At 66.6% G+C, this 26,988-nt stretch carries 31 protein-coding genes; 19 read left to right on the top strand and 12 right to left on the bottom strand.

Annotated elements, in window-relative coordinates:
- Nucleotides 1–4 precede the first annotated feature (4 nt).
- On the top strand, nucleotides 5–430 hold the full coding sequence (locus ACO2SS_RS01830) for a DUF4345 domain-containing protein (RefSeq protein WP_423275841.1): 426 nt from the start codon (nucleotides 5–7) through the stop codon (nucleotides 428–430).
- Between the two features lie 2 nt (nucleotides 431–432).
- On the opposite strand, the gene ACO2SS_RS01825 is transcribed toward ACO2SS_RS01830, so the two are convergent.
- Nucleotides 433–918 (bottom strand): GNAT family N-acetyltransferase, encoded by a 486-nt coding sequence (locus tag ACO2SS_RS01825; protein WP_423275840.1) that lies wholly within the window; start codon nucleotides 916–918, stop codon nucleotides 433–435.
- A 95-nt stretch (nucleotides 919–1,013) separates the two neighbouring features.
- On the opposite strand from ACO2SS_RS01825, the gene ACO2SS_RS01820 reads away from it, so the two are divergent.
- The 3 genes from ACO2SS_RS01820 to ACO2SS_RS01810 all read left to right on the top strand — a co-directional run bounded on the left by ACO2SS_RS01820 (nucleotide 1,014) and on the right by ACO2SS_RS01810 (nucleotide 2,905).
- Nucleotides 1,014–1,793: a YidB family protein gene (locus ACO2SS_RS01820; RefSeq protein WP_423275839.1), complete on the top strand. Its 780-nt coding sequence runs from the start codon at nucleotides 1,014–1,016 to the stop codon at nucleotides 1,791–1,793.
- 62 nt (nucleotides 1,794–1,855) lie between these two features.
- On the top strand, nucleotides 1,856–2,188 hold the full coding sequence (locus ACO2SS_RS01815) for a four-helix bundle copper-binding protein (RefSeq protein ID WP_423275838.1): 333 nt from the start codon (nucleotides 1,856–1,858) through the stop codon (nucleotides 2,186–2,188).
- Nucleotides 2,189–2,254: 66 nt separating this feature from the next.
- Nucleotides 2,255–2,905 (top strand): HdeD family acid-resistance protein, encoded by a 651-nt coding sequence (locus ACO2SS_RS01810; protein WP_423275837.1) that lies wholly within the window; start codon nucleotides 2,255–2,257, stop codon nucleotides 2,903–2,905.
- A gap of 338 nt (nucleotides 2,906–3,243) precedes the next feature.
- Here the strand turns inward: ACO2SS_RS01810 and ACO2SS_RS01805 are convergent, their stop codons facing one another.
- The 7 genes from ACO2SS_RS01805 to ACO2SS_RS01775 are packed head-to-tail and all read right to left on the bottom strand — an operon-like array spanning nucleotide 3,244 to nucleotide 9,558.
- Nucleotides 3,244–3,942 (bottom strand): ABC transporter ATP-binding protein, encoded by a 699-nt coding sequence (locus ACO2SS_RS01805; protein WP_423275836.1) that lies wholly within the window; start codon nucleotides 3,940–3,942, stop codon nucleotides 3,244–3,246.
- A 7-nt stretch (nucleotides 3,943–3,949) separates the two neighbouring features.
- Entirely contained in the window at nucleotides 3,950–4,708 is a 759-nt protein-coding gene (locus tag ACO2SS_RS01800) for an ABC transporter ATP-binding protein (RefSeq protein ID WP_423275835.1), read from the bottom strand.
- Nucleotides 4,705–5,694 carry a branched-chain amino acid ABC transporter permease gene (locus ACO2SS_RS01795; protein WP_423275834.1) on the bottom strand — a complete coding sequence of 330 codons (990 nt, stop codon included), beginning with the start codon at nucleotides 5,692–5,694 and terminating at the stop codon, nucleotides 4,705–4,707. Before ACO2SS_RS01795 ends, ACO2SS_RS01800 begins: the two co-directional genes overlap by 4 nt.
- Nucleotides 5,695–5,703: 9 nt before the next feature.
- The gene (locus tag ACO2SS_RS01790) at nucleotides 5,704–6,624 is read right to left on the bottom strand and encodes a branched-chain amino acid ABC transporter permease (protein ID WP_423275833.1); all 921 of its coding nucleotides are present in this window, start codon (nucleotides 6,622–6,624) and stop codon (nucleotides 5,704–5,706) included.
- Nucleotides 6,621–7,862 carry a flavin-dependent oxidoreductase gene (locus ACO2SS_RS01785; RefSeq protein WP_423275832.1) on the bottom strand — a complete coding sequence of 414 codons (1,242 nt, stop codon included), beginning with the start codon at nucleotides 7,860–7,862 and terminating at the stop codon, nucleotides 6,621–6,623. Before ACO2SS_RS01785 ends, ACO2SS_RS01790 begins: the two co-directional genes overlap by 4 nt.
- Before the next feature lie 31 nt (nucleotides 7,863–7,893).
- The gene (locus ACO2SS_RS01780; RefSeq protein ID WP_423275831.1) at nucleotides 7,894–8,355 is read right to left on the bottom strand and encodes a cupin domain-containing protein; all 462 of its coding nucleotides are present in this window, start codon (nucleotides 8,353–8,355) and stop codon (nucleotides 7,894–7,896) included.
- Between the two features lie 33 nt (nucleotides 8,356–8,388).
- Nucleotides 8,389–9,558: an ABC transporter substrate-binding protein gene (locus tag ACO2SS_RS01775; protein WP_423275830.1), complete on the bottom strand. Its 1,170-nt coding sequence runs from the start codon at nucleotides 9,556–9,558 to the stop codon at nucleotides 8,389–8,391.
- 180 nt (nucleotides 9,559–9,738) lie between these two features.
- Here ACO2SS_RS01775 and ACO2SS_RS01770 point away from each other — a divergent pair, with 180 nt between their 5' ends.
- The 11 genes from ACO2SS_RS01770 (at nucleotide 9,739) to ccrA (ending at nucleotide 18,913) form a co-directional block, all read left to right on the top strand.
- The gene (locus ACO2SS_RS01770) at nucleotides 9,739–10,494 is read left to right on the top strand and encodes an SDR family NAD(P)-dependent oxidoreductase (RefSeq protein WP_423275829.1); all 756 of its coding nucleotides are present in this window, start codon (nucleotides 9,739–9,741) and stop codon (nucleotides 10,492–10,494) included.
- Nucleotides 10,494–11,009, top strand: coding sequence for a MarR family winged helix-turn-helix transcriptional regulator (locus ACO2SS_RS01765; protein WP_423275828.1), 516 nt, complete (start codon nucleotides 10,494–10,496; stop codon nucleotides 11,007–11,009). The genes ACO2SS_RS01770 and ACO2SS_RS01765 overlap by 1 nt, the downstream gene beginning before the upstream one ends.
- A complete protein-coding gene (locus ACO2SS_RS01760; protein WP_423275827.1) occupies nucleotides 11,002–12,183 on the top strand; it encodes an acyl-CoA dehydrogenase family protein in 1,182 nt (393 codons plus the stop codon). Before ACO2SS_RS01765 ends, ACO2SS_RS01760 begins: the two co-directional genes overlap by 8 nt.
- Nucleotides 12,184–12,229: 46 nt before the next feature.
- A complete protein-coding gene (locus ACO2SS_RS01755) occupies nucleotides 12,230–13,873 on the top strand; it encodes an AMP-binding protein (RefSeq protein ID WP_423275826.1) in 1,644 nt (547 codons plus the stop codon).
- Nucleotides 13,874–13,929: 56 nt separating this feature from the next.
- On the top strand, nucleotides 13,930–14,343 hold the full coding sequence (locus ACO2SS_RS01750; RefSeq protein ID WP_423275825.1) for an acyl-CoA thioesterase: 414 nt from the start codon (nucleotides 13,930–13,932) through the stop codon (nucleotides 14,341–14,343).
- Nucleotides 14,340–14,801 carry a RidA family protein gene (locus tag ACO2SS_RS01745; protein WP_423275824.1) on the top strand — a complete coding sequence of 154 codons (462 nt, stop codon included), beginning with the start codon at nucleotides 14,340–14,342 and terminating at the stop codon, nucleotides 14,799–14,801. Before ACO2SS_RS01750 ends, ACO2SS_RS01745 begins: the two co-directional genes overlap by 4 nt.
- Before the next feature lie 76 nt (nucleotides 14,802–14,877).
- Nucleotides 14,878–15,651, top strand: a complete 774-nt coding sequence (locus tag ACO2SS_RS01740) for an ABC transporter ATP-binding protein (protein WP_423275823.1) — start codon at nucleotides 14,878–14,880, stop codon at nucleotides 15,649–15,651.
- Complete coding sequence (locus ACO2SS_RS01735) at nucleotides 15,648–16,451, top strand: ABC transporter permease (protein WP_423275822.1); 804 nt, start codon at nucleotides 15,648–15,650, stop codon at nucleotides 16,449–16,451. The genes ACO2SS_RS01740 and ACO2SS_RS01735 overlap by 4 nt, the downstream gene beginning before the upstream one ends.
- Nucleotides 16,448–17,215 carry an ABC transporter permease gene (locus ACO2SS_RS01730; protein ID WP_423275821.1) on the top strand — a complete coding sequence of 256 codons (768 nt, stop codon included), beginning with the start codon at nucleotides 16,448–16,450 and terminating at the stop codon, nucleotides 17,213–17,215. Before ACO2SS_RS01735 ends, ACO2SS_RS01730 begins: the two co-directional genes overlap by 4 nt.
- A gap of 129 nt (nucleotides 17,216–17,344) precedes the next feature.
- Complete coding sequence (locus ACO2SS_RS01725; protein ID WP_423275820.1) at nucleotides 17,345–17,527, top strand: hypothetical protein; 183 nt, start codon at nucleotides 17,345–17,347, stop codon at nucleotides 17,525–17,527.
- A gap of 111 nt (nucleotides 17,528–17,638) precedes the next feature.
- A complete protein-coding gene (ccrA, locus tag ACO2SS_RS01720; RefSeq protein ID WP_423275819.1) occupies nucleotides 17,639–18,913 on the top strand; it encodes a crotonyl-CoA carboxylase/reductase in 1,275 nt (424 codons plus the stop codon).
- Between the two features lie 72 nt (nucleotides 18,914–18,985).
- Here ccrA and ACO2SS_RS01715 read toward each other — a convergent pair whose 3' ends face one another.
- A complete protein-coding gene (locus tag ACO2SS_RS01715) occupies nucleotides 18,986–19,420 on the bottom strand; it encodes a pyridoxamine 5'-phosphate oxidase family protein (protein WP_423275818.1) in 435 nt (144 codons plus the stop codon).
- Nucleotides 19,421–19,668: 248 nt separating this feature from the next.
- On the opposite strand from ACO2SS_RS01715, the gene ACO2SS_RS01710 reads away from it, so the two are divergent.
- Nucleotides 19,669–20,730, top strand: a complete 1,062-nt coding sequence (locus ACO2SS_RS01710; RefSeq protein ID WP_423275817.1) for an alpha/beta fold hydrolase — start codon at nucleotides 19,669–19,671, stop codon at nucleotides 20,728–20,730.
- A 7-nt stretch (nucleotides 20,731–20,737) separates the two neighbouring features.
- Here ACO2SS_RS01710 and ACO2SS_RS01705 read toward each other — a convergent pair whose 3' ends face one another.
- Nucleotides 20,738–21,472 carry a winged helix-turn-helix transcriptional regulator gene (locus tag ACO2SS_RS01705; protein WP_423276220.1) on the bottom strand — a complete coding sequence of 245 codons (735 nt, stop codon included), beginning with the start codon at nucleotides 21,470–21,472 and terminating at the stop codon, nucleotides 20,738–20,740.
- Between the two features lie 247 nt (nucleotides 21,473–21,719).
- Here ACO2SS_RS01705 and ACO2SS_RS01700 point away from each other — a divergent pair, with 247 nt between their 5' ends.
- From ACO2SS_RS01700 to ACO2SS_RS01690, 3 genes are all read left to right on the top strand, one after another.
- Nucleotides 21,720–22,874 (top strand): acyl-CoA dehydrogenase family protein, encoded by a 1,155-nt coding sequence (locus ACO2SS_RS01700; protein ID WP_423276219.1) that lies wholly within the window; start codon nucleotides 21,720–21,722, stop codon nucleotides 22,872–22,874.
- A gap of 260 nt (nucleotides 22,875–23,134) precedes the next feature.
- On the top strand, nucleotides 23,135–24,466 hold the full coding sequence (locus ACO2SS_RS01695; protein ID WP_423275816.1) for a selenium-binding protein SBP56-related protein: 1,332 nt from the start codon (nucleotides 23,135–23,137) through the stop codon (nucleotides 24,464–24,466).
- A 50-nt stretch (nucleotides 24,467–24,516) separates the two neighbouring features.
- Entirely contained in the window at nucleotides 24,517–25,200 is a 684-nt protein-coding gene (locus tag ACO2SS_RS01690; RefSeq protein WP_423275815.1) for an SCO family protein, read from the top strand.
- A gap of 2 nt (nucleotides 25,201–25,202) precedes the next feature.
- Here the strand turns inward: ACO2SS_RS01690 and ACO2SS_RS01685 are convergent, their stop codons facing one another.
- On the bottom strand, nucleotides 25,203–25,679 hold the full coding sequence (locus ACO2SS_RS01685; RefSeq protein WP_423275814.1) for a GNAT family N-acetyltransferase: 477 nt from the start codon (nucleotides 25,677–25,679) through the stop codon (nucleotides 25,203–25,205).
- Nucleotides 25,680–25,694: 15 nt separating this feature from the next.
- Nucleotides 25,695–26,873 (bottom strand): pyridoxal-phosphate-dependent aminotransferase family protein, encoded by a 1,179-nt coding sequence (locus ACO2SS_RS01680; protein WP_423275813.1) that lies wholly within the window; start codon nucleotides 26,871–26,873, stop codon nucleotides 25,695–25,697.
- Nucleotides 26,874–26,988: the final 115 nt, after the last annotated feature.

Raw genomic sequence — 26,988 nt, 5'->3', positions numbered from 1 at the left:
GGCAATGGACCGGGTCGAACGCGAACGGCGTCTCCTGCAGCAGATCGTTGCCCTTGCCGCGCTCGTGCCGGTGGGGGCCGGCCTCTTCGGCGTGCTGTTCGGCCCGACGATCACCGGCGACGCGCAGGTCGGCGTCTCCGGTGACAGCCACTACCGCTTCCTCTCCGGACTGCTCCTCGGGGTCGGCCTCCTCTTCTGGTCCTGCATTCCCGCGATCGAGACGAAGACCGGGCGCTTTCAATGCCTGACGCTGATCATAGTCATCGGTGGCCTCGCCCGCCTCGGCGGCCTCGCCCTGACGGGCATCCCCTCGCTGATCATGCTCGGCGCGCTCGGCATGGAACTCGTCGTCACGCCCATCATCTGCCTGTGGCAGTTGCGCGTCGCCCGGCTCTATCGCGGCCGCGCAACGCTCGGTCCGCGGAGGTGACGCTACGGCGAGAGGCGCTTCTCGAAGAACAGTTCGCGCGTTCGCGAGATGTCGCCCAACTCCCTGATCTCGCCGGAACTCTGGAAGCCGAGCCGCGAGTAGAGGCGGTGCGCCGCCTCGAACCGGGTGTCCGACCAGAAACACAGGCGGGCTGCCCCGGCCTGGGCCGCGAAGCGCTCCGCCTGTCCGACCAGCGCTTCACCGAGCCCGCGTCGGCGCCGATCCGGGCGAACATAGAGGCGGTGGAGTTCCGCGCTTTCTTCAGATGCCAGATCCACGGCCGCCGAGGCGCAAACACGACCTCGCGCGTCCTCGCACACCCACCAGGCGCCGGCCCGACTCGCGAAGGCGTCGCCGGCCGCCCTAAGATCCCGCAGGTCATCGTGTGGATCGACGAAGCACCCGGGGTATTCGGCGAAGCAAAGTGCTATGAGTCCGAACAGGTCCTGCGCATCCTCGTTCCGGGCAAGGCGTGTGTCCGCTGTCATGGATCTGCCATCGCCGACCGCCCGGTCGAGAGCAAGAGGTCAGGCAACCACGTCGGTGGCGAAACGTTGTCCGCCCTCTGAAAGGAGCGGTCGCTATGGGTCTTCTCGATCAGGTGCTCGGCCAAGTCATCGGCGGCCTCGGCGGCTCGGGACAGGCCCAGCAAGGCAGGCAGCCCGCCCCTGCCCCGAGCGGCAGCAGCGCCAACGTCAATCCGCTGGTCCTCGCGATCCTCGCGCTCGTGGCATCCCGCGTCGTTCATCAAGGTGCCGGCGGGCTCGGCTCCAAGCTTCGGGATCTGATCACGGGCGGCAACGCAAGCGGTCGCGACGGACCCCTCGACCGCGGGCTCGAGAGCTCGGGGCTGCCAGGCGGGGGCGGTATCCTCGGGCGCGATCGCCCTCGCCCTCAATCCTCCGGCGACAGCTTCCTGGATAGCGTCGGGTCGATGCTCGACAACCCCCATCCGGGCCAGAACCCGCGCGATACGGGAGGCGAGCGGCGATCTCCCGCTGGCGTGCCGCCGCGGGGGCCCGGGGGCGGCATGTTCGACGAGGGACTTGGTGGCGGGTTGGTCGCAGGTGGGCTCGGGGGACTTGTCGGAAGCGGCCTGGGAGGATTGCTCGAGCGGTTCCAGCAGAGCGGCCGAGGCGATGCCTTTGCTTCCTGGGTTGGCACCGGCCCGAACCAGATGATCTCGCCCGATGATCTTCGCAGCGTCCTCGGCGAGGATGGGGTGGACGAGCTTGCTCACGAGACGGGGCTGGGCCGCCAGGACCTTCTGTCTCAACTTGCACAAGCCCTCCCGGATGTCGTCGACGGCCTCACTCCCGAGGGGCGGCTTCCGAACGAGGACGAGGAGAGGCGCTGGATTTGACCTGACTATGGGAACGATGCCCGGCCCTCCGCCTTTACCTTCAAGCCCGCAGGAGGAATGCGATGCATCACCTGTCGAACGAGATGCGAGACTGCATCGAGGAATGCCTCCGCTGCTATTCGACCTGTCTCGGGATGGCCATGAACCACTGCCTCGAGGTCGGCGGAAAGCATCTTGAGCCCGAGCATTTCCGCATCATGATGGCCTGCGCCGAGATCTGCCGGACCAGCGCGCATTTCATGCTCATCAGCACGCCGCACCACAAGCATACCTGCGCCGAATGCGCGGAGATCTGCGAGGAATGCGCCAAGAGCTGCGAAGGCCTTGACGGCATGGAGGACTGCGCCGCCCAGTGCCGCCGCTGCGCCGAAAGTTGCCGCAAGATGGCGGCCTGACCACCCTCGCGCCACCGAGGCCGGCCCGGCCTCCGAGCGCTCGGGACACTCGAGGGGGAGAGGACGATGAGCACCTCACCGCTGGGCAGCCAGCCCGACTATCTTGTTCAACCCGACGCCCGAACCGCCGCGATGTGCCGCATTCTGGCGCAGAACTGGTGGGCCGTAGCGCTGCGGGGCGCCTTTGCCATCCTGTTCGGCATTCTCACCTTGCTGCTGCCCGGCATCACCATTGCCACGCTGGTCATCTTCTTCGCGGCCTACATGCTGGTGGACGGCATCTTCGCCATCGTCGCGGCCATCAAGGCCGCTCGCCAAAACGAGCGCTGGGGCTACTTCGTGCTGGAAGGGATCGTCGACATCATCGCGGGTGTCGTGGCCCTGCTCTGGCCCGCCATCACGGTGCTCGTGTTCGTCTACCTCATCGCATTCTGGTCGATCGTGAGCGGAATCCTGATGGTGATGGCCGCCTTCAAGCTGACGGGAGAACATGGCCGTTGGTGGATGGTGCTCGCCGGAGCACTCTCCGTGATCTTTGGTATCGTGCTCGCGATCATGCCGGGAGCGGGTGCCGTCGCACTGACGATATGGCTCGGCGCCTATGCCCTCGTGTTCGGGGTCTTCCTATTGGTCGCAGCCTTCAAGCTGAAGAGGATGCGCGACGTGTATCCGCCCGCCACGCAGGGCACCGCCGGTCTCACCGGAGCAGCCCGATAAAAGTCCTATCCTTCGAACGGAGAAGCCGCATCATGGTCTCATTCAGAGTCGCAGCGCTCGCGGCTGCGGTGGCCGCAGCTTTCGGCTCTGCCTCGCCAGGGTTCGCCCAGCCACTCGCGGGCCCGCAGAGTATCATTCCAGCGGCGGGGACAGGCGCCTACATTCCGTATGGCCCCGCCTGCGATCGCAGACTGGTTCGCGAGTGCCAGGCCGATGCGCGGTTCAAGATGACGATGTGCGACCCTTTCCCGGGACGCTTCCTCTGCGCTGACCGGATCCTGGCTGAGCAATCGGCCTGCTTTGCAGCGACCGGCTGCTACTGACGCCCGGACGTCGCCTCATACGTGGAGGTAGCGGTCCTTGATCGACGGATCGGAGCGCAGTTCCGCGCTCGTTCCCGTCCAGGCGACCGTTCCCTTTTCGATTACGACATGCCGGTCAGCGAAGGCGGCCAGCGCCTCGACATTCTTGTCGACGACAAGGATGGATTGCCCCTGCTCCTTCAAGCGCTTGAGGACGTTCCAGATCTCGATCCGGATGAGGGGCGCGAGACCCTCCGTCGCCTCGTCCAGGATGAGAAGCTTCGGGTTCGTCATCAGGGCGCGCCCGATGGCCAGCATCTGCTGCTCCCCGCCAGAGAGCTGGGAACCGAGGTTGCCGCGCCTCTCGGCCAGGCGGGGGAAGAGTGCGTAGACCTCGGGAAGCGTCCAGCGGCTGCGTCCCTCCCGGGACGCGGCAGTCGCGACGAGATTCTCCTCGACCGTCAGGGTCGGAAAGACTTGACGCCCTTCGGGCACGAGGCCGATCCCGCCCTGCGCGATCCGGTAAGGCGCGCGGCCGAGGATGCTGCGCCCATCGAACTTGACCGCCCCGCCGGTCGGCCGCAGCAAGCCCATGATGGACCGGATCGTCGTCGTCTTGCCCATGCCGTTACGGCCGATGAGCGTCACGACCTGGCCTGCCCCGACCTCAAGGGAGACATCGAACAGGACCTTCGCGGGCCCATAGCCTGCCTGGAGGTGCTCGATCGTCAGCATCGGACGCTCATGCCGCGATCTCCTCCTCGCCGAGATAGGCGGCGCGAACCTGCGCGTCGGCACGGATGTCGGCGGGAGCGCCGGTCGCGATGAGCCTGCCGTAGACGAGCACCGATACGCGGTCGGCCAGGGAGAATACGGCCTCCATGTCGTGCTCGATCAGAAGGATCGAGATCGATCCCTTGAGGCTCCGCAGGATTTCGACAACGGCGCGGGATTCGTCGTGGCTCGTTCCGGCGAGCGGCTCGTCGAGGATGAGCAGCTTCGGCTTCGTGGCAAGCGCGACGGCGAGTTCGAGTTGCCGCTTCTCGCCGTACGAAAGGAGGCTCGCCAGAACGTCCGCCCGGGAGGTCAAACCGAATTGGCGCAAGAGTTCGAGTGCGGGCTCGTTCAGAGCGGGGTCGCGTCTGGCGGATGCGAAGAACCGGAAGCTGGACCCCGACCTTGCCTGGATGGCGAGCGCGACGTTCTCGAGCGTTGTGAACCCGGGCAGGACCGAGGTGATCTGGAAAGACCGGGCGAGGCCGAGCCGAACGCGATCTGGCATCCGGGTGCGGGTAATGTCGGCGCCTTGAAAGAGGATACGGCCGGAATCGGTTCGGGCAAGGCCCGAGACCTGATGCACCAGGGTGGTCTTGCCGGCGCCGTTCGGGCCGATGATCGCGTGGAGTTCGCCGGGTTCGATCGTCAGCGAGACATCGTCCGTGACCCGCAGCGCACCGTAGTTCTTACCCAGCCGCTCCAGTTGGAGGATCGGCGCGCTCACGTCGGACGCCCCAGCCGGCCGACGATGCCGCCTCGGAGGAAGAGCACCGCCAGGATGAGCAGCGGACCGAAGATGATCCGCCAATGCTCGGTGAAATGCGACAGGACCTCCTCGATCAGGATGAAGGCCGCGGAACCGACGATCGCGCCGTGAAGGGTGCCGAGCCCCCCGAGCACGGACATGAAGATGAGATCGCCCGAGCGCTGCCAGCTCATCACGGCGGGGCTCACGAACTCGCTTTGGTTGGCAAGCAGCACACCCGCGATCCCGGCGATCGCGCCCGCCACCGCATAGGCGCCGAGCCTGTAGGGGAACGGCTCGAAGCCGATCGCCTCCATGCGGATCTCGTTCTCCCGCGCACCCCGCAGGACGCGGCCGAAGCGGGAACCGACCAGCCGGCGGCAGAAGAGATACGCTACGAGCAGGATCCCGAGCGCCAGGTAGTAGAGCGCGACATCCCCCTTCAGGACGGGCCGGCCGAGTAGCGTGCTTCGACCCGAGAGGGTCAGGCCGTCATCGCCGCCATAGGCTGCGAGCGACGTCGCCAGGAAGAACAGCATCTGGCCGAAGGCCAGCGTGATCATGATGAAGTAGACGCCCTGTGTCCTGAGCGCGATGGCCCCGCTCGCCAGCGCGAAGGCGACCGATGCACCGATCGCGACCGCGAGCTGGACCAGGAGGTCTTCCTGTCCGTGGCTCGACAGGATGCCGACCGAATAGGCGCCGATGCCGAGGAAGGCCGCGTGGCCGAAGCTGATCAGCCCCCCGAACCCGATCAGCAGATCGAGCGACATGGCCGCGAGCCCGAGAATGACGACCCGGGTGAGAAGGGAGATGATGAAGCCTTCGGCCCCGAGTTTGGCCAGCACAGGTACGAGTGCCAGGAGGCCAAAGAGAAGGACCGGGAGCCAGAGAGTGCGGAATGCAGGGAGCCGGCCGCCGGCCGTGGCCGGCAGCGCGACGGGAACAGCCTCGGCTGGGTTCACCGAAGGCTCCTATCGCTTCGCCGGAAAGAGGCCGGCAGGCCGCACGAACAGCACCGCAGCCATCAGGATGTAGATCAGCATCGGGGCGATCGCCCGCCCCGTCTGGCTCGCGGCCGCCGGGTCCAGGATCGTCCGCAGCAGGGTCGGAGCCACCAGCCTGCCGAGCGTGTCGACGACCCCGATCAGCAAGGCAGCCAGGAACGCGCCACGGACGGAGCCGATCCCGCCGATCACGATGACCACGAAGGCGAGGATCAGGACATTGTCGCCCATCCCGGGTTCGACCGACAGGATCGGGGAGACCATCGCGCCCGCGAAGCCCGCGAGCATGGCCCCGAAGCCGAAGACGACCGTGAACAGGAGCCGGATATTCACCCCGAGCGCGGAGACCATCGCGGCGTTGGTTGCCCCAGCGCGGATCAGCATCCCCGTCCGCGTATGGTTCACGAGGAGGTAGAGCAGTCCCGCGACGCCAAGCCCGGCCCCGATGATCGCGAGCCGGAACACGGGATAGTTGATCCCGCCGGGCAAGGCGATCGAGCCCGACAGCGCGTCCGGCGTAGGAACGCTCAGCGGCGCCGAGCCCCAGAGAATGCGGACCGCTTCGTTCAGGAAGATGATGACGCCGAAGGTCGCCAAGACCTGGTCGAGGTGATCGCGGTCGTACAGATGGCGGAATATCACCACCTCGAGCAGCAATCCGAAAACGAGGGCGGTCGGCAACGCCAGGAGGACGCCGGACAGGAAGGAGCCGGTCCAGGCCGTGAAAGCCGCCGTCAGGTAGGCCCCGACCATGTACTGGACGCCATGGGCGAGATTGATGAAGTCCATGACGCCGAAGACGAGCGTCAGCCCGGCCGCGATCAGGAACAGGATAAGGCCGAACTGCAATCCGTTCAGCGTCTGGAGGAGAAGGAGGGTGGGCGTCACGCGGCGCGGCCGACCTGTTCTGGCGTGAAACCGGCCCGGCGCGCGTATCCGCGCACGATGGCCTCACGCTCGGCATAGGGAAGGACCGCCTCGATCTCGCGGAACCCCTCCGGCGCAAGTTCCTCGACGGCGTCGATCACGCCCTCGGGGCCGCCGGACCGGTTCGATTGCACGATCGCCGCCGTCAGCGGCAGCCGCTCGGCTTCGTATGCAGCGAGTGCGTGCGCCGGGTGCTCGGAGGATGCCAGTCGGTCGGCGAGGCAGCGAGCGTCGAGGATGGCCTGGCTCGCGCCATTGGACCCCACCGGGTACATCGGATGCGCGGCGTCGCCGAGCAGTGTAACCCGGCCGTGCGACCAGCGCGGCAGCGCGTCGCGATCGCACATCGGGTATTCCCAGACGTCGGTCGTCGCCTCGATCAGGGCGCGTGCATCGACGTGCGGGATGGCGAACTTCTCGATGAAAGGCTCCATCTCCTCCCGGCGCGCATGACGCGACCAGTCCTCACGCCGAGGCGGCGGCCCGGCATTCCCAACCGCGGCAACGATGGCCCAGTTGGTCAGCCGCCGGTCCGGCGCCGAACCCTCGGCGATCGGATAGACGACGAGCTTCGCGCTCATCCCGCCAGCGATGACCATCGAATCCCCGTCCAGAAAGACGGGCCAGTCGGCCGCTCCGCGCCAGAGGATACGGCCGTTCCAACTCGGAGGCCCTTCATCCGGAAAGAGCTTCGTTCGAACTGCCGAATGGATGCCGTCCGCGGCGATCAGCACGTCGCCACGGGCCTGGCACACGTAACGGTTCTCGCGGTCGAAGAAGCGGGCGGTGACCCCGCCCTCGTCGCTCTCGAATGCGCCCAGCCGGCAGCCTGTTCGGATAGAGGCTGGGCCGAGGCGGTCGAGAACCGCGGCGTGGATCACGCCCTGCAGCCGGCCGCGGTGGATGGAGAACTGCGGCACGGGAAAACCCGCATGAGTTCCGCGCTTCTCGCGCCAGACCTCCTGGCCGAACCGGTTCGCGTAGATCAGCTCGTGGGTCCGGATCGCGACGCGATCGAGATCGTCAAGGAGTCCGAGTTCGGCGAGTTCGGCGATCGCGTGAGGCAGCGTGTTGATGCCCACGCCGAGCTCACGGATCGTATCGGCCTGCTCGTACAGCTCGACCTTGATGCCCCTCGCATGGAGCATCAGCGCCGTCGTGAGCCCGCCGATCCCTCCGCCGACGATGATAGCCTTCACGACGCCACCCCCCATACCTATTCGGGAAGGATCAGGCCGCGCCGGGAGGCGGCGGCAGGAAGTTCACGTCATGGCGCGCAGAGAGCGCGACGACGGCTTCGGGCTCCTGCTTAGGCAGGTTGTGGATGCCCCAGAAGAGATCGAAGAGCTTGCCCGTGGGAGAAACCCAGAAGAGGCTCTTCGCCGTGGCGCCCGAGCGGTTGAAGATCCCGTGCGGCTCGCCGCGCGGCAACCGCACCAGGTCGCCGGGGGTCGCCGACATCTCCTGGCCGTTGAGCCAGAACTCCAGCTTACCCTCCAGGATGTAGAGGTACTCGTCCTGCGTCGGGTGGATGTGCGGCGGAACGAAGGTGCCGTCCGGAAAGGTGGCGTGCCAGGAGAAGCTGTCCTCGGTCAGGCTCTTCGGCACATAGGTTTGGCCCAGGATGTTCCAGACGATCCCTTCGAAGCCCGAGTTGGCGGGCGTGATCCCCGCCGTTTCCTTGCGCGTCATCGAATTCCCCTCTCGTCCATCGCCGGCCGCGCGTCAGTTCGTGAGCGCGCAGTCCTTCACGTACGGGTCGGCGTAGTTCGAGAAGACCTTCTCGACCACCTGCGTCTCGTATTTGCCATCGGCACGCTTGCCCACCTTCGTCAGGTAGAAATCCTGCACCGGATAGCCGTTGGGGCTGAACTTGAAGGCACCGCGAAGCGAGGTGAAGTCCGCCTTGCGGAGCGCCGCCCGAACCGCATCCTTGTTAGACAGGTCCCCTTTCACGCCCTTCACCGCGGAATCGATCAGGAGCCCGGCATCGTAGGCCTGGAAGGCATAGGTCGCGGGCACCGCGTTATGCGCCGCGAGATAGGCCTCCACGAACTTCTTGTTCTGAGGGGTGTCGAGGTTAGGCGCCCAGTTCGAGCCGGCGAACATGCCGAGCGCGGCCTCGCCCTGCGCGGGAAGCGTCGCTTCGTCGACCGTGAAGGCGGAATAGACCGGGATCGTCAGACCTGCCTGCCGATACTGCTTGACGAGGTTCACCCCCATGCCGCCCGGCATGAAGGTGTAGATCGCGTCCGGCTGCATGGAAGCGATCTTGGCGAGCTCCGACTGGAAATCGAGCGTGTTGAGAGGGACGTAGGACTCCTCGAGCACCTGGCCTTTGAAGTCTCGCTTGAAGCCGGCCATCGCGTCCTTGCCGGCCTGGTAGTTGGGCGCGAGCAGGTAGACCTTCTTGTGTCCGCGATCCTGAGCGACCTTGCCCGAGATCTGGTGCACCTGGTCGTTCTGGTACGAGGTCGCGAAGAAGAACGCGTTGCACGACTTGCCGGCGAGCGCCGAGGAACCGGCATTCGGGCTGATCAGGAAAGTCTGTGAATCGGTGACGGGCTTGGCGATCGCGCCGAGCACGTTCGAGAAGATCGGCCCGACCACGAAGTCGACCTTGTCGCGCTCCAGGAGGCCCTTCACCTTCGTGACGGCAACGTCCGGCTTCAACTCGTCGTCGACGACGATCAGTTCGACATCCTTGCCGCCGACTTTGCCCCCGAGATCCTTGAAGGCCATCTCTATGCCGTTGCGGGCCTGCTGTCCGAGAACCGCCGACGGTCCGGAGAGGGTAACAATGAGGCCGACCTTGACCTTGTCCTGAGCCATGGCGCCGGATGAAGCCAGCGCTCCGACAGCAACCGCGAAACCGAGACCTGCAAGTCGTTTCATCGCTGTTCCCCGTTATGTCGCCCGCATTCGTGCGGCGGGCCTGCTCAGGTCGGTTGTCCAACAGCCCGTTCCCCACTTCAAGTGCAGGACCCGTGCCGGGCGTCTTGCCAGCCGATATTTGAAGCTTAAAGTAACTTTGCTTTCGCCCGCAAGGGCCGTGAGATGGCCAGGGGAAGAACTTTGGCGGGACCGCTTTCAGGACGTCATGCCTTGGTGACCGGCGGGAGCCGCGGCATCGGGCGCGCGATCGCTGCCTCGCTGACCCAGGCGGGCGCTCAGGTCGTCGTGCTCGGTCGCGACACGGCTGCGCTCGAGAGCGTTGTGGCCGCCGGCGAAGCGCAGGGCTTCGCGCTCGCCGACGTATCCGATCCCGCGGCCATCCAGGCCGCGGTCGCACGGCTGGAGCATCCCGTCGATCTTCTCGTCGCTAATGCCGGGAGCGCCGTTTCCAAGCCATTCGCCCGAACCGACAGCGCCGATTTCTCGGCCATGCTCGCGGTCAACCTCATGGGCGTGGTGAACGCGGTCCAGGCGGTGCTGCCGGGCATGACGGAGCGGGGCTTCGGCCGAATCGTCGCCGTCGCATCGACGGCCGGACTCAAGGGCTATCCCTACGTCACCGCCTACTGCTCAGCGAAGCACGCCGTCGTCGGTCTTGTTCGGTCGCTCGCGCTGGAGATTGCCCGCACCGGCGTGACCATCAACGCGGTCTGCCCAGGCTACACCGATACCGACATGGTCGCGTCCTCCCTCGACCGGATCGTGGAGAAGACCGGGCGCACTCGCGACGCAGCCTTGGCGGAGCTTACGAAGTCGAACCCGCAAGGGCGGCTGGTTCAGCCAGCCGAGGTCGCGGATGCCGTCACCTGGATGTGCGGCGCCGGTGCAGGCTCGATCACCGGCCAGGCCATCGCGGTGGCGGGGGGCGAAGTGTGATGGAGCAGGTCAACGCCTCCCGCGACCACCCGATCGACGCCGAGACGATTGCGGCCGAACTGCCAGGGCATCATCGCGAGGAGCTGCGTCTGTGGCTGCGCCTTCTGACCTGTACCAACATGATCGAAGGCGAGATCCGGCGCCGTCTGCGGCGCGATTTCGACGTCACCCTCCCCCGCTTCGACCTGATGGCCCAGCTCGAGAAGACGCCGCAGGGCATGACGCTGTCCGACATCTCGAAGCGCATGATGGTGTCCAACGGGAATATCACCGGGCTGGTCGATCGCCTCGTCGCCTCGGGCCACGTCACACGCCGGGCGAGCGACACCGACAGGCGCGCCCAGCTCATCAGCCTCACTGAGCTCGGGCGTGCCGAGTTTCGCGCCATGGCGGAGGCGCATGAGGGCTGGATCGCGGAAATGTTCGCGGGCCTGAGCCACAATCGGGTGGAGCAGCTCATGGAGTTGCTCTCCCGCACGAAGAGCTCCGTCCGGGAGGCGAGCCTGAATGCCTGACCGATCCTTCCTCTCGTGGCCCTTCTTCGAGGAGCGGCACCGAATCTTCGCAGGCGCCCTGACCGTCTGGGCGCGCGAGAACGTACCGCAGCTGATCGATCATCACGACGTCGATGGCTCCTGTCGGCGCCTCGTCGCCGCACTCGGCGAAGGCGGCTGGCTGGAAGCCGCAGTCCCGGGCTCGGACGGGGAGGAGGCGCGCCACGACGTGCGCACCCTCTGCATTGCGCGTGAAATCCTCGCCTATGAGAGCGGGCTCGCCGATTTCGCCTTTGCCATGCAGGGTCTCGGCACCGGGCCGATCGTACTCTTCGGCTCCCCCGAGCTGAAGCAGCGCTACCTGCCGCCCGTCGGGGAAGGCACCCGCATAGCCGCCTTCGCGCTCTCCGAACCGGAAGCCGGATCGGACGTCGCCGCGATGGCCACGACCGGGACCCCGGACGGCAACACACATGTCCGCCTCGTCGGGGTGAAGACCTGGATCTCGAACGGCGGGATCGCAGACCAGTACGTGGTTTTCGCCCGCACCGGAGAGGCGCCGGGTGCCCGCGGGCTGTCCGCCTTCGTCGTCGACGCCGACACGCCGGGCCTCACGATCGAGGAGCGGATCGAGGTGGTGGCTCCCCACCCGCTCGCGACGCTCCGCTTCGAGAATTGCCGTGTTCCCGTCGAGCGCCGGGTCGGCGCACCCGGCGAAGGCTTCAAGATCGCCATGGCGACACTGGACGTCTTTCGATCCACCGTCGGTGCGGCGGCGCTCGGCCTAGCCCGGCGGGCGCTGGACGAAGGGCTGCGGCACGCATCCACCCGCAAGCTGTTCGGCGCTCCGCTCGGCGACCTGCAACTCACCCAGGCCGGGCTCGCGGACATGGCCACGGGCGTCGATACCTCCGCCCTCCTCATCTATCGCGCCGCCTGGACCAAGGACGCAGGCGCCGCGCGGGTCACGCGCGAGGCAGCGATGGCCAAGATGCACGCGACGGAGAGCGCTCAGGCCGTGATCGACCGGGCTGTCCAGATCTTCGGCGGGCTTGGCGTCACGAAGGGCGTGAAGGTCGAGGAGCTCTATCGCGAGATCCGGGCACTGCGGATCTACGAAGGCGCGACCGAGGTGCAGAAGGTGGTGATCGCGCGCGACCTGCTGAAGGCCGCTTCCGCACAAGCCGCCGCATAACGAGGCCGGGAACGAGGCGCTCGGACACGAAAACGGGGACCGGACGATGACGCGCTCAGCCCATGTCGACACCTTCGCGGCGGACAACCTGCCGCCTCGAGAGCTATGGCCGGTGATCCTCGACGACCATCCCGCCTACCAGTACCCGGAGCGCCTGAACTGTGTCGTGCCGCTGCTCGACCGGTGGGTCGCCGAGGGCCACGGTGATCGTCCCTGCCTGTTCAGCCCCGAAGAGAACCTCACCTATGCCGAGCTTCAGGCCCGGGTGAATCGCATCTGCAATGTCCTCGTCCACGATCTCGGCATGGTGCCCGGCTCGCGGCTCTTCCTGCGCTCGGCAAACAATCCCTGGATGGTCGCGACCTATCTCGCGGGCCTGAAGGCCGGCATGGTCGTCGTCGCGACCATGCCGCTGCTCCGGGCGAAGGAGATCGCCTTCCCGATCAACAAGGCGAAGATCGCGGTTGCGCTCTGCGACGCGAAGCTCGCCGACGAGATGGAAAAGGCTCGCCCCATGGCCCCGGGGCTGCAGCACGTCGTCTATTGGGGCACCGAGGGGCAGCACTCCCTGGAGGCGCTGGTCGAGCGCGCCTCGCCGGAATTCCAGGCCGTGGACACGGCCGCGGACGATGTCTGCCTGATCGCCTTCACGTCCGGCACGACTGGCGAGCCCAAGGGCTGCATGCATTTCCACAAGGACATGCTCGCCATCTGTGACGGCTTCTCGCAGATGATCCTGCAGCCCGAGCCGAGCGACCGGTTCATCGGCTCGGCGCCCTTCGCCTTCACGTTCGGGCTCGGTATCGTGCTCTTCCCGATGCGGATCGGCGCATCCTTCGTGGTGATCGAGAAGGCGGGGCCGGATGACCTCCCGCCGGCAATCGAGCGCTTCAAGGCCACGGTCTGCTTCACGGCCCCGACCGCCTACCGGGCGATGATCCCGAAGCTTCAGCAATACGACATGAGCTCGCTCCGCAAATGCGTGTCGGCCGGCGAGTCGCTGCCCCGAGGGACCTTCGAGGCGTGGCTGAAGGCGACCGGCATCAAGCTCATCGACGGGATCGGCGGCACGGAGGTGCTGCACATCTATATCTCTTCCCCCGAGGGCGAGATCCGGCCTGGCTCCACGGGCCGGGTCATACCGGGTTACGAGGCCAAGATCGTGGACGACGAAGGCCGCGACGTCCCGCCGGGCACGATCGGCAAGCTCGCGCTCCGTGGTCCGATCGGCTGCCGCTACCTCGATGACGAACGGCAGACCCGCTACGTCCAGAATGGCTGGAACCTGCCCGGCGACAGCTTCGTCATGGATGAGGACGGGTACTTCTGGTACCAGGCGCGCTCGGACGACATGATCATCTCGGCGGGCTACAACATCGCCGGACCGGAGGTGGAGGCCGCGCTGATCACCCATCCGGCAGTCGTCGAGTGCGGCGTCGTCGGCGCTCCCGACGCAGATCGCGGTCACATCGTGAAGGCTTATGTCGTGCTTGCGCCCGGCCGAACCGGCGACCCTTCCTTGACGAAGGAGTTGCAGGACCACGTCAAGGCCGAGATCGCGCCCTACAAGTATCCGCGCTCGATCGAGTTCGTGACGGAGCTCCCGAAGACGCCGTCCGGAAAGCTGCAGCGGGTCGCCCTACGGCGTCGTGCCGAAGCGGAAGGCGCCCAGGCATCAGCCGCGGCATGAGCGGCCAGGAGAAGTTGCGGCGCGGGCCTCCCCCACAAGAGAGCCTGCCGTCAAGCGTGTGGCGAACCGAGATCCGGATCCGGTTCTCGCATTGCGATCCCGCAGGCATCGTCTATTTCGCCCGGTACTTCGACCTCATGAACGGGGTCGTGGAGGACTGGTTCTCCGGCGCGCTCGGGCTCGACTACGCCGAGTTCATCGGTCCTCGCCGGGTCGGCCTGGGCTACGCATCCTGCGAGGCGGATTTCGCGGCGCCCGGCTTCATGGGCGACCGGATCAGCTTCGCGGTGCTGGTGGAGCGGATCGGCGCCGCCTCGCTGGCGCTCCGAATTCTCGCCTATCGCGGGCCGGACCCGATCCTGTCGGCCCGGCTCACCATCGTCACGACATCGCTCGTCGAGCATCGCGCGATCCCCATTCCGGACGATCTTCGCGCGGCGCTCGAGCGATACCAAGGAGATACACAATGACGGCTGCAGCGCTTGCGATAAGCGAGCCAGACGAAGGCCGGCCCGTCACTCTGCAGCCGCCGGGCTGGCCGAAGCCGCGCGGCTACGCGAACGGGATGATGGCGGAGGGCCGTCTCGTCGTGACGGGCGGCGTCGTCGGATGGGACACGGAGGGCAATTTCGCGGACGGCTTCGCGGATCAGGCGCGGCAGACATTCGCGAACATCCGCGCGATCCTGGCCGAGGGTGGAGCGGAGCCGCATCACCTCGTCCGCCTCACCTGGTACGTGACCGACGTGGAGGAGTATCTCGCCGCCGGAAAGGACGTCGGGCGCGCTTATCGCGACGTGATCGGCCCTCATTATCCGGCAATGGCCGTGGTCCAGGTCGTGCGGCTCGTCGAAGCCAAGGCGAAGATCGAGATCGAGGCGACGGCGGTCGTGCCCGGCAGTGCGGCATCGGCCAGCCCGCTTGCATGACGCAGCAGCAGATCGGATTGCTTGAGGCCTAAACTATCTTCTTCAGCGGCCGTGATGGCGTGCTAAGTTCGATCCCATGATCGCCATCTCGGGCGTTACCAAGACGTTTCAGCGCCGTGGCGGGGGTACGCACCTCGCTATCGATTCCATCGACCTCCAGGTTGCGGAGGGCGAGTTCGTATCGATTCTCGGCCCTTCCGGCTGCGGGAAGTCGACCCTGCTCTACATCGTGGGCGGGTTCGTTCCGCCCTCGCGCGGATCGATCACGGTATCCGGCCGGCCGGTGAGCGGCCCTGGGCCGGACCGCGGCCCTGTCTTCCAGGAATTCGCGCTGTTCCCTTGGAAGACGGTGCTCGGCAACGTCGCTTACGGGCTGCGCGAGGCCGGCATGCGCAAGCGCGAGGCCGAGGCTCAGGCGGAGGCGCTGATCGCGAGGGTGGGCCTGAAGGGCTACGAGAGCTTCTATCCTAAGGAGCTCTCGGGCGGCATGAAGCAGCGCGTCGCGATCGCCCGGACCCTCGCCTACAACCCGTCGATCCTCCTCATGGACGAGCCCTTCGGCGCGCTCGACGCCCATACGAGGCTGCGCCTGCAGAACGAGTTGCTCGAGCTGTGGGAGCGCGATCGCAAGACGGTGCTGTTCGTCACCCATGCGGTGGACGAGGCCGTTTTCCTGTCCGACCGCGTGGTGGTCATGAGCCGCCAGCCGGGGCGCATCAAGGCCATCGTCGAGATCGATCTCCCCCGCCCTCGCCACCGGGACGAACTGCTTCTGAACCCGCGCTACCAGAACCTCATCATAGAGCTCGAGGGCATGATCGAGGATCCGCCGGAGGAGTTGCGCGCGTGAGCGCTGCGCTCGCCACCCGGACGCGGGCGGCGCTCCTGCCCGGGCTGCCGCCGATCCTCGCCTGCCTCGCGCTGCTTCTCGCGTGGCAGCTCTATGCCCGCACGCTCTCCGTCGGCGGCATACCCGATGCCCTCTCGACGCTGCGCGAGTTGCCCACGATCCTCGGCGATCCCGAGTCCCTCTACGAGATCCTCGACTCGATCCGGCGGATGGCTATCGGCTTTGCGATCGCTCTCGCCTTCTCTGTTCCGCTCGGACTGTTCATGGGACGGAGCAGGGTCGTGGCGGCGCTCGTGAACCCGCTCCTGATGATCACCTATCCGGTGCCGAAGGCGGCGCTGATGCCGATCATCATGCTCTGGCTCGGCGTGGGGGACGCATCCAAGCTCCTTGTCATCGTGCTCGGGGTCAGCCTGCCCATCATCTACCACGCCTATCAGGGCGCCCGGGCCGTGGAGGAGAAGATGCTGTGGTCGGCGCGCGCCATGGGCATGTCGGGCCCGGGCCGCCTCGCCCGTATCGTCCTGCCGGCCGCCCTCCCCGAGATCCTGGTCGGATGCCGGACCGGCATCGTGCTCGCGCTGATCACCATGATCACGAGCGAGATGATCGCGCGTCAGTCCGGGGCCGGAAACATCCTCTTCAATGCGCTGGACATGGCTCAATACGAGACGGTCTATGCCATGATCCTGGTGATCTCGGCCTTGGGCATTCTCCTCGACGTTGTATTCGAGCAGGTCCGCTCCTGGCTCACCGGCTGGGCCGAGCCGCGGCACGACCTCGTGGCGCCGCCGCTATGACCGCCCTCGCCCGCAACGAGGCGCTGCTCGGCCTCGTCCCGATCCTTGCACTCCTGCTTCTCTGGCAGGTGATCGTCTCAGCGGGCTTCGCGCCGCCCGCGCTCCTGCCCGCCCCCTGGGCCGTCTTCGCCAGGTTTGGGCAGAACCTCGTCGACCCCGATTTTCTCGTCCACACCTGGGTCACGCTGTATCGCCTGTTCGTCGGCTTCCTCATCGCGCTCGCCATCGGGGTGCCTCTCGGCCTCGCCGGGGCCACGAACCGGATCGTCGGCGCGGCCTTGAAGCCGCTGGTCCGCGTCCTCGCTCCCGTGCCGAAGATCGCGCTCTACCCGGCCCTCATCCTCTCTCTCGGCTTCGACGACGCCTCGAAGATCGTCCTCGTGACGGCGGACGCGCTCTTCCCGATCCTGCTCGCGACGTTCCAGGGTGCCGCTATGGTCGAGCCGAAGCTGGTCTGGTCGGCGCGGGCGGCCGGCACCTCGCCACCGGGCGCCGTCCTGAAGGTGATCCTTCCGGCCACCCTCCCCTCCATTCTCACCGGCAGCCGCATTGCCCTGGTGGTGGCGTGCATCGTCGTCTTCCTGGCGGAGATGATCACCTCGACGGACGGGCTCGGCTACCTCCTCGTGCGGGCGGCCCGAAACTTCCAGACAGTCGACATGTTCGTTCCCCTGATTGCGATCTCCGCGATCGGCCTGCTGCTGAACGGTGCACTCGCCTTGGCGCGCAAGAAGCTCCTCGCCGGTTTCCCCGAGGAGGAGTGAACGACGGCGAGAGCGTTACCGAGAGCTGAACGCTTTCGCGCGTAAACGCTCCATTCACGCCACTTGGAGGTAACCCTTTGTGCCTGAGGCGGCTGCAGGCACTCTTCTGCTGATAGGTCGGAGAGCCTCATGTCAGCCGCCGTTGCCCGCCTGCTCACCCCCACGGACGACTTCACGATCGCGGAGTTCCGCCGCAAGGCGAAGGCGGAGGGTTGGGCATTCTGGCGCGGGCTGGCCATCGGCTTCTGCGCCTCCTTCCCGCTAGCCTTCGCGGCGCTGGGCGGCCGCAACATCCTCCTCGCGCTGCTCTGAGCTTGCCGTCTCCGAGTTCCTTGGTCCTATGGTGTTACGCGCCTAGCGTTGCAGCGCAGCAATTGCCGCCATATCGTCCCCGCACGAACGACGAACCTTATGTGGGGAAACATGGCGGCGGTTGCGCAACTCAAGGCTGGCGGTCCTAAATCGCTCTACGAAATGGGGGAGATCCCCCCTCTCGGGCACGTTCCCGAGAAGATGTATGCCTGGACGATCCGGCGCGAGCGGCACGGCCCGCCGGAGCAGTCGATGCAGCTCGAGGTGGTGCCCACCTGGACGATCGCGGACGACGAGGTGCTGATCCTCGTGATGGCCGCGGGCGTGAACTACAATGGCGTCTGGGCCGGGCTGGGCGAGCCGATCTCGCCATTCGACGTGCACAAGGCTCCCTTCCACGTGGCCGGCTCCGATGCCTCGGGCATCGTCTGGGCGGTGGGCTCCAAGGTGAAGCGCTGGAAGGTCGGCGACGAGGTCGTGGTCCACTGCAACCAGGACGATGGGGACGACGAGGAGTGCAACGGCGGCGACCCGATGCTGTCTCCGTCCCAGCGAATCTGGGGCTACGAGACGCCGGACGGCTCCTTCGGCCAGTTCTGCCGGGTGCAGTCGCGCCAGCTCATGCCGCGGCCGAAGCACCTCACCTGGGAAGAGAGCGCCTGCTACACGCTGACGCTCGCAACCGCCTATCGCATGCTGTTCGGCCACCAGGGCCATCGCCTGCGTCCCGGCCACAATGTGCTGGTGTGGGGCGCATCCGGCGGCCTCGGCGTGTTCGGCGTGCAGTTGGTCGCCGCGGCCGGTGCGAACGCGATCGGCGTGATCTCGGACGAGACGAAGCGGGACTACGTGCTGGGTCTCGGCGCGAAGGGCGTCATCAATCGCAAGGACTTCGCCTGCTGGGGCCAGCTGCCGAAGGTGAACTCGCCGGAATATGCGGACTGGACCAAGGAAGCGCGGAAATTCGGCAAGGCGATCTGGGACATCACAGGCAAGCGCGACGTCGACATCGTCTTTGAGCATCCGGGCGAGCAGACTTTCCCGGTCTCGACCCTGGTCGTGAAGCGCGGCGGTATGGTGGTGTTCTGCGCGGGCACGACCGGGTTCAACATCACCTTCGATGCCCGCTACGTCTGGATGCGGCAGAAGCGAATCCAGGGATCGCACTTCGCGCACCTGAAGCAGGCGATGGCGGCGAACGAGTTCGTGATCGATCGCCGGGTTGATCCCTGCATGAGCGAGGTCCTGCCCTGGGACGAGATCCCGAAGGCGCATACCCTGATGTGGAAGAACCAGCACAAGCCAGGCAACATGGCCGTGCTCGTGAACTCGCCGCGGCCGGGCCTGCGAACATTCGAGGACGTGGTCGAAGCGGGGCAGCGATAGCACCCTTATCCCGGTGCGGCAGCCCCGGATCTCTCATTCAAGCGTCGGGGGCGGCCTCGCCCCCGACCTGCGCTACACCCGGATCTCGCCTTCGTCCCGACCGTTCCAGTAATGGATCCGGCTGGCGTGGACCCTGATCAGGACGAGGCCCGGCGTGTCGACGCCGTCCTCGAACCAAAACTCCAGATCCTTGTTCCAGTGGGCCTCGAAGCTCGGCTTTTCGCGGATCAGTTCCGCCCGCCCCTCGATCACGATGAAGATTGGCGGTGCGCCGAGCAGCCCTTTGCTTCCGGTGAACGATAGCCCCACCTTCGGATCGCGAGCGATATCCGCGACCGTTCGGGTGCTGTCGAGCGCGAAGAAGTACGAGTCGCCCTGATAGGCGACATCGCCATTATTGCTCATCGGCCGACCTGCGATCTCGCCGCCTTCCGTCCGCGTCGACAGGATGGCGAAGTCGATCTCGGCCATCTTCTTCGACAGGTCCGCCAGAGTTAGGTCGCTCACGCCAAGGCTCCATGCTGATGGCGAATCAATGTGCAGGGCGTGCTCTTCGTTCGGCCATCACTGTTCACCGTCACGCGAGCGGTCGGGCAACGACGCACTCCGCCGAGAGACAAGATCGCGCCCCGCCTAGCGGCGGAAGGTCGGGATACTCGGGAATTGTCCGGTTGTTTCCTCCGTCATACGCTCGTCACTAGGCGCCATGTGAGCGCGGCGGGAGATCGCGCCGGGCGCCTCGCGGGAGGGCGTTCATGCTTGGCTTCTCACGTCTCCTCGGCGCGCTCGGCGCCGTAATTGTCTGCGCGACAATCGCAATGGCAGCGGACTTTCCCGCGCCGAAGCAGGGCGCCGTCGTCCTGAAGGACTTCAAGTTCCACACCGGCGAGGTCTTCCCGGAGCTGAAGGTGCACTACGCCACCGTCGGGGAGCCTAAAGGGGAGCCGGTGCTCGTCCTCCACGGCACCGCGGGCTCCTCGAACTCGATGCTCACGAAAGACTTCGCCGGCGAGTTGTTCGGGCCCGGCCAGCCGCTGGATGCCCGCAAGTATTTCATCATCCTGCCGGACGCGGTCGGGGCGGGGAAGTCCGCCAAGCCTTCCGATGGTCTTCGGGCGAAGTTTCCGCTCTACAACTACGAGGATATGGTCGACGCGCAATACCGGCTCCTGACCGAGGGGCTCGGGCTGAAGCGCCTCAAGCTTATCCTCGGCAACTCCATGGGCGGCATGCATGCCTGGATCTGGGGTACGCGCTATCCGGGCTTTGCAGAGGCCCTGGTGCCGATGGCCTCGCAGCCGACCGCGATGGCGAGCCGGAACTGGATGATGCGCCGGATGATCGTCGACGCGGTCCGCAACGACCCGGACTGGAAGGGCGGAAACTACACCGAGCAGCCGAAGGCGATCCGTATCGCCAACGTCTATTTCGGGATCGCGACCAACGGCGGGTCGCTGGGCTATCAGAAGCTCGCACCCACCCGCGAAGCGGCCGACAAGCTCCTCGACTTCCGCCTCTCGCAGCCGTTCACGGCGGATGCGAACGACTACATGTACCAGTGGGATTCCTCGCGCGACTACGACCCGTCGCCGCTTCTGGAGAAAATCCAGGTCCCGGTGCTCGCCATCAACTCGGCCGACGACGAGCGCAACCCGCCCGAAAGCGGGATCATGGAGCGCGAGCTGAAGCGGATGAAGAACGCCCGCTTGTTCCTGATCCCCGCAAGCGAGGAAACGCGGGGCCATGGCACGACCGGCCTCCCGCGCTTCTGGAAGAGCGAACTCGAGAGCTTCCTGAAGACGCTGCCGCCGAGCTGATCGGCCGTCAGCCGGCCTGCGCCCGCAGCCGCTGGCCGCCAATCGCCGCGTCGGGCCGCTTCCCTTCCGTCGCGAACGGGCTCAGCCCGAGCCATTGCTGCATTCGAGCGGCGACCCCGGGATCGCCGATGAGCTCGATCCCGCCTGATGCGAGCTCGCCCTGGACCGTGGCGAGCCCCATCCAGATCGCCGTCATGCCGCGCAGGGAGACGCGCACATAGAGGTCGACCTCGAAGCCCGGATTGTTCGAGCAGAGGTCGACGGCCGAGCCCTCGACGACGAGCCACCACGAGCGCCGGCTCGCCGGGACCTCCGGAAACACGAAGCCGATTGTGCAGCGACGGGGCGGAAGCGGAGTCGGATCGAGGTTGCGGCGCATGTCCCACATCAGGAGCGAGGGATCGAGGTTGCGGAGCGATAGGTTCGAATCCACCCAGCGCTGGCCCCAGATCCCGAGCGCCATCACGATGCCGCGCAGATCCTCCCCGGCGGCTGTGAGGCGATATTCCAAGGGGCCGCCCGGTGAGATAGGCGTCGCCTTGATCACCCCGGACTCCTCGAGCTCCTTCAGCCGCTTGGACAGCAGGGTCGGCGAGATAAGCGGCACGCCGCGCCGGAGATCGTTGAACCGAGTGGATCCCGAGAGCAGCTCGCGCACGATCAGCGCCGTCCAGCGCGAGCAGACGATCTCAGCCGCCATCGCGACTGGGCAGAACTGGCCGTAGCTCCCCGGATCCTGCACTCGTGCCAAGGCAGGCTCTCCATCGCTCCAGTTCGAACGGGCTGGCGCTACAGATAGAGTACCGCTGCCAGCGAAAGATGGCCAGAACGGCCGCCTGAGTGCCTGCCACCGGGCGCGAACACCGTCCGTAGCTCCCGCGGGCCGAGACCGCTCCACTTCCTGGACTGGATGCTCCGGCCTCATCGGATGGAAGCTGGTGCGAGCAGGAGGGGAACACCTGCACAAGCCAACCATGGAGGTCGCAATGATGGCATCCGCATCAGCCCTGCCGAGTGCCGCCCGTACAGAGCGGAGCCCCGCCGAGATCGCCCGTGAGCTTGGTCCCGAGTTGGCGCGCCGCGCCGAAGCGGCGGGGGAGTCGGACGAATATGTCGCCGACAACATTGCGCTACTGAGAGCTTCTGGCCTCGTCGAGGCGGGCGTTCCCGCGGAGCTTGGAGGCGGCGGGGCCGATATCGACGCGCTCGCCGCCATGCTGCGCATCCTCGGCTACCACTGCGGCTCCACCGGGCTCGCCTTCTCCATGCACACGCACCAGGTGGCGATCCCGGCCTGGCGCTGGACGCACCAGAAGGTCGCCGCCGCCGAACCGCTGCTCCGCCGGGTCGCGAGCGAGAAGATCATGCTCCTGTCGAGCGGCGGCTCCGACTGGATCGCCGGCTCCGGAAGGGCGGAGAAGGTCGACGGCGGCTACGCAATCAACGCGCGCAAGATCTTCACCTCCGGTGCGCCCACCGGCGACATCCTGATGACGGGTGCCGTCCTGGATACTGATGAGGGTCCAACCGTCCTGCATTTCGGCATCCCCATGAACTCCCCTCACGTGCGAATCCTGGACAACTGGCGCACACTCGGCATGCGGGGCACCGGCTCACACGACGTACTCATCGAAGGTCACGTGGTCCCCGAGGCGGCGGTCTCCGTGCGGCGCAAGGCCGGCGAATGGCATCCGCTTTTTCAGATCATCGCCACCATCGCGTTTCCCCTGATCTATTCCGTCTATCTCGGGGTTGCCGAGAGCGCTCGCGACCTCGCAATCGCCCTCGCCAAGCGGCGGGTGGCAAACCGCCACCTGGTCGTCCTCGCCGGGCGCATGGAGACTGACCTCGCGGCCGCCCGCCTGGCTGTCGAGTCCATGCTGGCGGCCGCGCGGCTGAACGCACCTTCCGCCGAGACGATCAACCAGGTGATGATAGGGCGTCAGATCGCAGGGCGGCACGCGATCGCCGCGACGGAGCTTGCGATGGAAATCGCGGGTGGCGCCGGGTTCTACCGGGCTGCCGGGCTGGAACGGCGCTTCCGGGACATCCAGGCGGCCCGTTACCATCCTCTCCAGGAGGGTCCGCAGGCCGAGTACGCCGGATCGCTGGCGTTGGGCTTGCCCATCGACAAGGTCTTCTGAGGCCTTTGCCCCGGCCTCTTCAACTTGACGGGTATCCGGGGCAGGAGCACCATCCGGGCAAGAGGAGCGGTTGAAAAGTCAGCCGCTCACGGCCGCGCGGGAGCTGTTTCAAAGCTCACCGAAAAGGCGTCGGTCGAAATGCCCGCGCAACGATCGAACTCGAGGATGCCGTTCAGGGCGGCGCGTATCAACATCGCGCACGCGAGTAGCCGAAACCGAACGGCGCACCCCAGCGAGGGGGCGGTTCAGGGGAGGTTCCGATGGCGAGGCGAAGCTCCACGCGACCCACAACATTGAGCCGTACGATCCGTTGGGCAGGCGTCGCCCTCGGCCTATCGCTGGGCGCTACGGCGGCCACCGCGGACGAGACCTGTCAGTCTCCGTATATGGCGAAGATCACTGGCCTCGAGGATTTCGTCTACGTCTGGACCCTCGGCGTCGAAGGGTTGGGCGACGGCTCCGACAAACTCGTCACCGTCGACGTGCGCGAGGGCTCGCCCACTTTCGGCAAGCCCATCCGCTCGGCCTCCGTGGGTGGCCGGCATGAGGCGCATCACGGCGGCTTCACCGACGACCGGCGCCAGTTCTGGGCCGCAGGCCTATCCGACAGCAAGATCTTCATCTTCGACGTCGCGAACGATCCTTCTCAACCGAAGCTCGTGAAGGTGATCGACGATTTCGTCGAACGGAGCGGCGGCGCAGCCGGGCCGCACGGCGCGTACGCCCTGCCCGGCCGCATGCTCATCCCGAGCCTCTCGAACAAGGACGGGACCGGCAAGGCGGCGCTGGTCGAATACACGAACGACGGCGAGTACATCGCAACTCACTGGCTCCCGACGAACCAGAATCCTCAGGGTGCCGAGATCGACAAGGTTGCCGACGGCTACGGCTACGACGCTCGGGTCCTGCCGCGAAAGAACGTGATGCTGACCTCGTCCTTCACCGGGATCGAGAACTACATGCGGCCGCTCGGCGAGGTCCTGGCCGACAAGGAAGCGTCGACGAAGTTCGGCCAGACGATGGTGCTCTGGGACTTCCACGCTCGGCAGCCGAAGAAGGTGCTGCACGTTCCAGGGGTGCCGCTAGAGGTCCGCTGGGCGTGGGGGCCGCACAACAACTACGCCTTCACGGCCACGGCCGTCGGATCCCAGCTCTGGCTCGTCTACGAGGACGCAGGCGGCGACTGGAAGGCGAAGGCGATCGCGGACATCGCCGATCCGTCGAAGATGCCTGTGCCGGCGGATATCAGCCTCTCGGCCGACGACAGGACGCTCTTCGTGGACACGTTCGGGGACGGCATGGTTCGCGTCTTCGACGTGTCCGACCCCCACCAGCCCAGGCAGGTCCACGAGAAGAAAATCGGCGCACAGGTCAACATGGTCTCGCAGAGCTGGGACGGGAAGCGGCTCTACTTCACGAGTTCGCTGCTCTCGAAGTGGGACAAGACCGGCGCCGATAACGAGCAGTTCCTGAAGGCCTTTGCCTGGGACGGGAAGGAGTTGAAGCCGCGCTTCGCGATCGACTTCACGACCGAGCGCCTCGGACGGCCGCACATGATGGCGTTCGGATCGGCGGCCCTCTACACGAACTGACGCGAGGCGCCGGGGCAGTGCCCCGGCACCCGCTGCGCAGGAATGCGGCGATGATCCGAACCTGCTTGCTCCTCGCGACGCTCATGAGCATCGCCACCTCGCCCGTAGGCGCCGGCCCGCACGACACGCACCAGCCCTCCGGGCTGACGCTCACGCCAGCCTACGCGTTTCCGCTGCCTGCACCCGGGAGCTACCAGCTTCCGCCGATCAAGGCCGCGGCCGGCGGCACGCTCCTGGACGAAGCCGGCCAGCCTCGTGAGCTCGGCGGACTCCTGGATGGGAGGATCACCATCGTCGGCTTCGTCTACACGCGCTGTGCGGATGTCTGCCCGGCCGCGAGCCTCGACATGGCCCGCCTGCAGGATCGCGTAGCCCGCGTAGGTTCGGGTTCATCCCGCCTTCGGCTGATCACGATCAGCTTCGACCCGGACCACGACACACCACCAGTGATGCGCGAATATGCGTCCGCCCTACGCTCGACTGATCCGGCCGCACCCGAATGGCTCTTCCTGACGGCGGCGGACCACGCGTCTCTCGCGCCGCTCCTGGCAGCCTACGACCAGCGCGTGAACCGCAAGCCGCTGCCCGATGGCTCGGCCAACGCGCTCTCGCACCTCTTCCGCGGGTTCCTGGTGGATCCCGCCCGAAGGATCCGGAACATCTACAGCCTCGACTTCTTCGATCCGGAGCTCGTACTCACCGACATCCGCTCGCTCGAGGCCGAGCGGAACTGACGTCAGAGCGCCTTCTCGAACCAGTGGTGGGCGTAGGGATTGTCGTTGAAGCGCGGCACCTCGACGAAACCCTCTTGGCGATAGAGTGCCTGCGCCTCCTTGAGCGAGGCGTTCGTGTCGAGGCGAAGCCGCGTGGCGCCCAGGCTACGGGCGTGATCCTGCATCGCGAGCAGCATCCGACGCGCGAGCCCCAGCCCGCGCGCGGTCGGCGAAACCCACATGCGCTTGATCTCGGCGACATCTCCAGGGTGGAGCTTCAGCCCCAGGCAGCCAACGGGGAGCCCGTCGCGGCGGGCCACCAGGAATAGGCCGGCCGGCGGCGCCATCTCGCGATCCGAACCGGCACCGCCTTCGCCCGGGTCGAACCCGCCATCGAAGCGAGCGGCAAGTTCCTCGAAATAGCGTGCACGGCACCAGAGAGCGTCGGGGCTTTCCGGATCATCGACGGTCAGAGCGACGTCAGATACCACCCCGGCCATCGAAGCCCTCCGTGCTCAGGCCGGAGCGGTCCCGGCCAGAAACTCCACCGCGGCCCGCACGCCGCCCGGCGCGTGCGGCACCTTGAGCTGGATGAACGCGACCTCCAGGGCCGCAAGGCAGCCGAGGATCATCGGTTCATTGAGGTCGCCCAGATGACCGATCCGGAACGCATGGCCCGACAGGAGCCCGAGGCCGCCGGCTACCGAGACGCCCAACGTCTCCCGCGTATGCGACCGTATTAGGTCGGCATCAATTCCCTCGCCAGTCCGGATGGCCGTGACGGTGACGGCACGCTGCTCCGGCACGGCCGCGTTGAAGGACAGCGCGCCGGCCTCTGCCCAGACGTCGACAGCCCGGTGCACGGCGCCCGCGAGCCGGCGGTGGCGGGCGAAGATCGCCGGGAGGCCCTCCTCCTTGATGATGTCGAGCGCGGCGCGGAGCCCGAACAAGAGCTGCTCCGGCATGGTGCCGCAGAAGGAACGGTAGTTCTCCTCCGCCATCCGGGTCTTCCAGTCCCAGTAGCGATGCTGGAGCGGAAGCGAAGCCGCCGTGCGCATCGCCTTCTCGTTGACGGCCAGGATCGCGAGCCCGGGCGGGCACATCAGGGCCTTCTGCGAAGCAGCGATCGCCACGTCGACGCCCCATGCATCCATCTCGAACGGCATCGCCGCGAGCGACGCAATGGTGTCCGCCACGAGCAGCGCCGGGTGGCCGGCCGCGTCGATGGCGGCGCGCACCGCCTGCACGTCGCTCGCGACCGCCGTTCCGGTATCCACCTGGACAGCAAGGACCGCCTTGATCCGGCGCTCCGTGTCGTGGCGCAGCGCCCGCTCGATGTCCTCGGGATCGATTGCGTGCCGCCAATCGCCCTGGATTGAGACGACCTCGAGCCCGAGCGCGCGAGCGTGGTCGGCCCAGTTGTGGGAGAAATGCCCGACCTCGGGGATGAGGACGGCGTCGCCCGGCACGCAGATATTGGCGAGCGCCGCCTCCCATCCGCCATGGCCGTTGGCCGCGTAGATGAAGACCCTCCCCCTGGTGCGGAACACGTCGGCGAGATCGGCGAAGCAGGAATGCGCGATCTCCTTCAGCCGACGGTCTACGAGGTCGAGGGGCTGGCGATGCATCGCCGCCAGAACCCGGTCAGGAATATGCGTCGGCCCGGGCGAATGGAGGAACTCGTGACCGGTCAAAGCGAACTCCGTGATGCGGCGGATCCCTCTTTAGGATCCGCCGGACCTCTTGTCCCGACTGGGAATGCAGAGGCGTCTTGACGCTGGGGATGATCGTGCGGCCGCCGCTCGAGGC

Origin of the sequence: Enterovirga sp. CN4-39 (assembly GCF_049446235.1) — a bacterium.
GTDB lineage: Bacteria > Pseudomonadota > Alphaproteobacteria > Rhizobiales > Beijerinckiaceae > Enterovirga.
This window is presented reverse-complemented; position numbering and strand designations above follow the sequence as displayed.

Coding starts and splice junctions, on each gene's coding strand:
- ACO2SS_RS01695 (WP_423275816.1), top strand. CDS start 23,135: ATGGCGAGGCGAAGCTCCACGCGACCCACAACATTGAGCCGTACGATC.
- ACO2SS_RS01765 (WP_423275828.1), top strand. CDS start 10,494: ATGGAGCAGGTCAACGCCTCCCGCGACCACCCGATCGACGCCGAGACG.
- ACO2SS_RS01755 (WP_423275826.1), top strand. CDS start 12,230: ATGACGCGCTCAGCCCATGTCGACACCTTCGCGGCGGACAACCTGCCG.
- ACO2SS_RS01725 (WP_423275820.1), top strand. CDS start 17,345: ATGTCAGCCGCCGTTGCCCGCCTGCTCACCCCCACGGACGACTTCACG.
- ACO2SS_RS01810 (WP_423275837.1), top strand. CDS start 2,255: ATGAGCACCTCACCGCTGGGCAGCCAGCCCGACTATCTTGTTCAACCC.
- ACO2SS_RS01830 (WP_423275841.1), top strand. CDS start 5: ATGGACCGGGTCGAACGCGAACGGCGTCTCCTGCAGCAGATCGTTGCC.
- ccrA (WP_423275819.1), top strand. CDS start 17,639: ATGGCGGCGGTTGCGCAACTCAAGGCTGGCGGTCCTAAATCGCTCTAC.
- ACO2SS_RS01805 (WP_423275836.1), bottom strand. CDS start 3,942: ATGCTGACGATCGAGCACCTCCAGGCAGGCTATGGGCCCGCGAAGGTC.
- ACO2SS_RS01760 (WP_423275827.1), top strand. CDS start 11,002: ATGCCTGACCGATCCTTCCTCTCGTGGCCCTTCTTCGAGGAGCGGCAC.
- ACO2SS_RS01780 (WP_423275831.1), bottom strand. CDS start 8,355: ATGACGCGCAAGGAAACGGCGGGGATCACGCCCGCCAACTCGGGCTTC.
- ACO2SS_RS01690 (WP_423275815.1), top strand. CDS start 24,517: ATGATCCGAACCTGCTTGCTCCTCGCGACGCTCATGAGCATCGCCACC.
- ACO2SS_RS01700 (WP_423276219.1), top strand. CDS start 21,720: ATGGCATCCGCATCAGCCCTGCCGAGTGCCGCCCGTACAGAGCGGAGC.
- ACO2SS_RS01775 (WP_423275830.1), bottom strand. CDS start 9,558: ATGAAACGACTTGCAGGTCTCGGTTTCGCGGTTGCTGTCGGAGCGCTG.
- ACO2SS_RS01745 (WP_423275824.1), top strand. CDS start 14,340: ATGACGGCTGCAGCGCTTGCGATAAGCGAGCCAGACGAAGGCCGGCCC.
- ACO2SS_RS01730 (WP_423275821.1), top strand. CDS start 16,448: ATGACCGCCCTCGCCCGCAACGAGGCGCTGCTCGGCCTCGTCCCGATC.
- ACO2SS_RS01740 (WP_423275823.1), top strand. CDS start 14,878: ATGATCGCCATCTCGGGCGTTACCAAGACGTTTCAGCGCCGTGGCGGG.
- ACO2SS_RS01815 (WP_423275838.1), top strand. CDS start 1,856: ATGCATCACCTGTCGAACGAGATGCGAGACTGCATCGAGGAATGCCTC.
- ACO2SS_RS01685 (WP_423275814.1), bottom strand. CDS start 25,679: ATGGCCGGGGTGGTATCTGACGTCGCTCTGACCGTCGATGATCCGGAA.
- ACO2SS_RS01820 (WP_423275839.1), top strand. CDS start 1,014: ATGGGTCTTCTCGATCAGGTGCTCGGCCAAGTCATCGGCGGCCTCGGC.
- ACO2SS_RS01710 (WP_423275817.1), top strand. CDS start 19,669: ATGCTTGGCTTCTCACGTCTCCTCGGCGCGCTCGGCGCCGTAATTGTC.
- ACO2SS_RS01825 (WP_423275840.1), bottom strand. CDS start 918: ATGACAGCGGACACACGCCTTGCCCGGAACGAGGATGCGCAGGACCTG.